Here is a 3,903-nt window from a genome sequence, read left to right as displayed (position 1 = left end):
CGGCTGTAATCGTGGAGCCATTGTGCGTCAGCGACGACGACGAGCCCTTGCCGAATGTCGAGTTCGACTGGCTTTGCGACGTCGTGACGTTGATGTCCCCGTTCGACGTCAGGCCGACATCGCCCTTTGCCGATACGGACGAGCCGGAGATAAGCACACCCTGATTGCCGTTGACGAGCAGGTTGCCGCCGGCGGAGAGCTGCGCGCCCTGCTGATCGGTGCGCACCGTCTTCGTATAGCCGTCATCCGTCCGGCGGGCGACATCGGTGGAGACGATATTGACCGCGCCGTTCGTGGCGGTGACGGCGAGATCGCCGCCGGCCTTGGCCGAGGAACCGATGATATTGACGTCATTGGCACCGACAATGCCGAGATTGCCGGCTGCGGTGATCCGCGTTCCCGTGGCATTTTGCTGGCCGGCATTGTCGACCTTGACGCTACCGAGCGTGATGTTGCCGGCCGAAAGCTGCGCGCTGCCGCCCGCATCGACGCTGACCGCATTCAGGGTCATGGCATTACCGGCCGTCATCTGCAGATTGCCGCCCGCCTTCACGCCGGCAGTCGGATTGACCATGGTCTGGCCACCGATCTTGACGGTTTGACCCGAGAGCGACATGTCGTTGGTCGCGGCCAGGGTCATGCCGCCGCCAGCGAGGAAGCTGCCGCCATTCGCCTTGATGGTATTGGCGTTGATCGCCATGCCGCCGGCCGCGGCGATGGCGCCGGAATTGTTGAGATCGCCGACCGTCATGCTGACGCTGCCGCCCGACATCATCGCGCCGGCTCCGTTGATCTTCGCCTTGTCGGCTGCCGCGACATAGACGACCGGCACCAGAACTTGCGCACCGTTCACGGTTTGCGTCTGGTAGATCACGATCGACTGCGTGAGCGAGGCGGCCTGTTCCGGCGTCAGCCCCTGCCCTACGGCAAGTCCATGGGCCTGCGCATAGGCGACGCCATTGTCGAGAAGCGTCTTCATCTGGTCGATGGCGTCGCTGCCGGGGATGAAGGAGCCGTTGCCGAACCCCTCGCCCACGAGCTGGCGAAGCTGGCTGTCGACCAACTGGTTTTCGAAGTAAGCGTCGCCGAGGAAGGGGACGCTGGTGTCCGGCGTGTAGCCGAGGCGGCTCAAGGCGTAGCTGGAACCATAGAACTTGCTGACATCGAGGAACGCCGCGCGGGTCTCGAAAAGGAAGACCTGACCGGGGATCGTGCCGCCGACGCCACCCGACTGGGGCTTGGCCGCTGCCGCAAGCTCGGCGCCGTTGACACGCACGAGTTCGGCGAGATCGGCATTGCCGATCGCAATACCGAGCTTGGCCACGAGGCTATTGCCGTTGACGGTCGCGCCGCCATTGGCCACGACGCCGCCGGCGCCGACCGATGGCCCGGTTCCGATCGTGGGATTGCCGGCATTGAGCGTCACGCCAGCGCCCGCTGTCGCACCGCCGCCGGCCGTGATGCCGGCTATGGCGGAGTTGACGTTGAAGAGCGCCCCGCCGGCCGTCAGCCCGTCGAGAGCGGACAGCGGATCGCCGGGATCGCTGAGCGAGGCAACTGCAGTCCCGCCGGTCATCGAACCGGCCGCCACACTGTTGTTGACGCTTCCGTAGTTGACGCTGAGCGCACCGGCGGCATGGATATTGCCGGCTGCGCCGCCGATTACCTCGGTCTTACTGACGATGGATGTTCCGCTTGCGATATTGCGCGAAGGATCGGCCGTGCCGTCGGCATTGTAGGCCGTGCAGGCGCCCTGCGCGTTGCAGGTCAGGGTCGTGGTGCGATTGAGCGCGACACCCGTGTTGGTCAAGGTGCCGCCGGTCAACGTCGCATTGCCGCCGGCCTCGATCGTACTATAGGCGTTGGTCAGATTGGTGGCGTCGATCGTCAGGTTGCGACCAGCGCGGATCACCGCCTCCGGACTGAGGGCGCTGGTGAAGCGATCCTCATAGACCGACTGGCTGATATTGGCGGTCGGATCCCAGGTATAGGTCGTGCTGGTATCGGAGCCGCCGCGGATGACTTGATCGACGATGAAATACTTCGACGGATTGTTCGCATCGAGCACGGGGGTGCCATTGGCGTCTTTCGGCACTCTGTCCTTGATCCAGTCGAGGATCGGCCGGACTTCGGTCGGTCCGTTGCCGGAGACCCAGGTCCAGGCATGGTAGACCGTGCCGTCGGCAAGAGTTGCCTGCGACCACAGCTGCGGCTCATATTCCTGCCAAGAGGGTGGATCGATGCCGGGATAGAGCTGGAATATGTTCTGGTCGCTCGTTTCCAGATAGGCGAACGGCTTGCCGGCAACATCGGGATTGAGGACGAAAGTCCCCACCACCGCGCCTGACGAGATCAATTGGCCCGTCACCCAGGTCGGCGTCGTCAGGCGCTCGTTGACGAGATTGCTCGTGACGATCGACATGTCGCCGCCGGCCTGGATAAGGCCGGATCTGTTGACGACCGCATTGTTCCTTTGCCCCTGAGCACCGCCGGCGATCGTCAGATTCCCGCCTGACATGATGGCGCCCTGGTCGTTGGTGAGACCACCCCCAACAAAGAGGCTCGCAGCGTTGACGGCGTAGACGAGGCCGCTCGCGGTGTTGGTGAAATCACCGGTGGTGTTGAGCGTCAGATCGTGGCCGGCGGCAAGCTGCCCGGCGTTGCCGAGGCTCGACAGCGTTAGCGCCAGATCGTGGGCGGCCAGCAACTCGGTGGCATCGGAGGTGATAAGGCTGCTGGCTGAGATCGTGATATCGCCGGAGCCGCCGGCATTGGTGGCGGTGCTGATCTGCGCATTGGTAAGATCGGCATTGCCGGAGAGATTGAGGGCGAGTCCGCCAAGAACGAGGCGCGAATTGTTGAAGGCGGCGGAAGCCGCATTGACGGTCAGCGTGCCGCCAGTCGCGATATGCCCGCCCCGGCCGTTCGAAAGATCGACATTTCCGGTCGTCAGCGCCAGATTGCCGACGGTGCTGGTGAGGTTGCCGTAACTGATCTGGCCCGGAGCCGTGAGGGAGGCGTTGCCGAGGCTCTGCAGCAGGGCGTAGGAAATATCCTGATGGGCATTGGCGGCAAGATCCCCGCCGCTGAGCAGCGCCGTGCCGGCAGTGATCGATCCGTTTGACGCCGTGAGATTCATGGCGCCGCTGCGCTGCAGCATCAGGCTGCCGCTGGACGAGGCATTGGTGGCGGCGAAATCCAGGCCGGAAACCAGTGTGCCAACTGAGATCGACTGTGCCGAGAGGTTGACATTGCCGGCGGCGAGCGACTGGCCGGTCAGCGTGATCGCGCCGCCGGCGGTGCCGGTCATATCCTTGTGAGCGACGGCATTGGCGGTGATATTGCCAGAGGCGCGGACACCAAGGCTACCAGCGGACAGCAGATTGCCGGCAGCTATATCGCCAGCGGTCGCGATGAGCGTGAGATCCACGGCATTCGCACCGAGGACGATATCGCCGGTGGTCGACCGGCTCGTGGCGGCAAGATCGACACCGGAAACAACGACGCCAGCATGGATGGACGCGCCGGCGACCGAGACACCGCTTGCCGCGAGAATTTGACCCTGGACGTTGGTGGCGGCATCGATGGAAACGGCCCCATGGCCGGTGACATTATTGGCCGTGAAGCTTGCGGCATCGACCGTCAGCATGCCGGCGGACAGAAGAGTGCCGATATCGACGCTGCCGCTCGTATTCGCGTCGATCACGAGATCGCCGGCAGAGCCGACGGCAATGGCGCCGCTCGACGATGCGCTGGTCGTGACGAAATCCGTGCCGGCGATGACCGAGCCAGCCTTGATGCTGTTGCCGGTGAGCGTCACATTGCCGGCACCGAGAATCTGGCCGCTGACATCGGTCGCGCCGGTAAGCCGGATATCCTTGTGGCCGGTGATGCCGGCGGCCG

Annotated in this window: 1 protein-coding gene; it reads right to left on the bottom strand. The window is 64.2% G+C overall.

Annotated elements, in window-relative coordinates; translation table 11 throughout:
* A partial coding sequence (locus tag PMI03_RS12715) for a hypothetical protein (RefSeq protein ID WP_007693681.1) occupies positions 1-3,903 on the bottom strand: 3,903 nt, incomplete at both ends.

Origin of the sequence: Rhizobium sp. AP16 (genome assembly GCF_000281735.1) — a bacterium.
In the GTDB taxonomy this organism is placed as follows: domain Bacteria; phylum Pseudomonadota; class Alphaproteobacteria; order Rhizobiales; family Rhizobiaceae; genus Rhizobium; species Rhizobium rhizogenes.
This window is presented reverse-complemented; position numbering and strand designations above follow the sequence as displayed.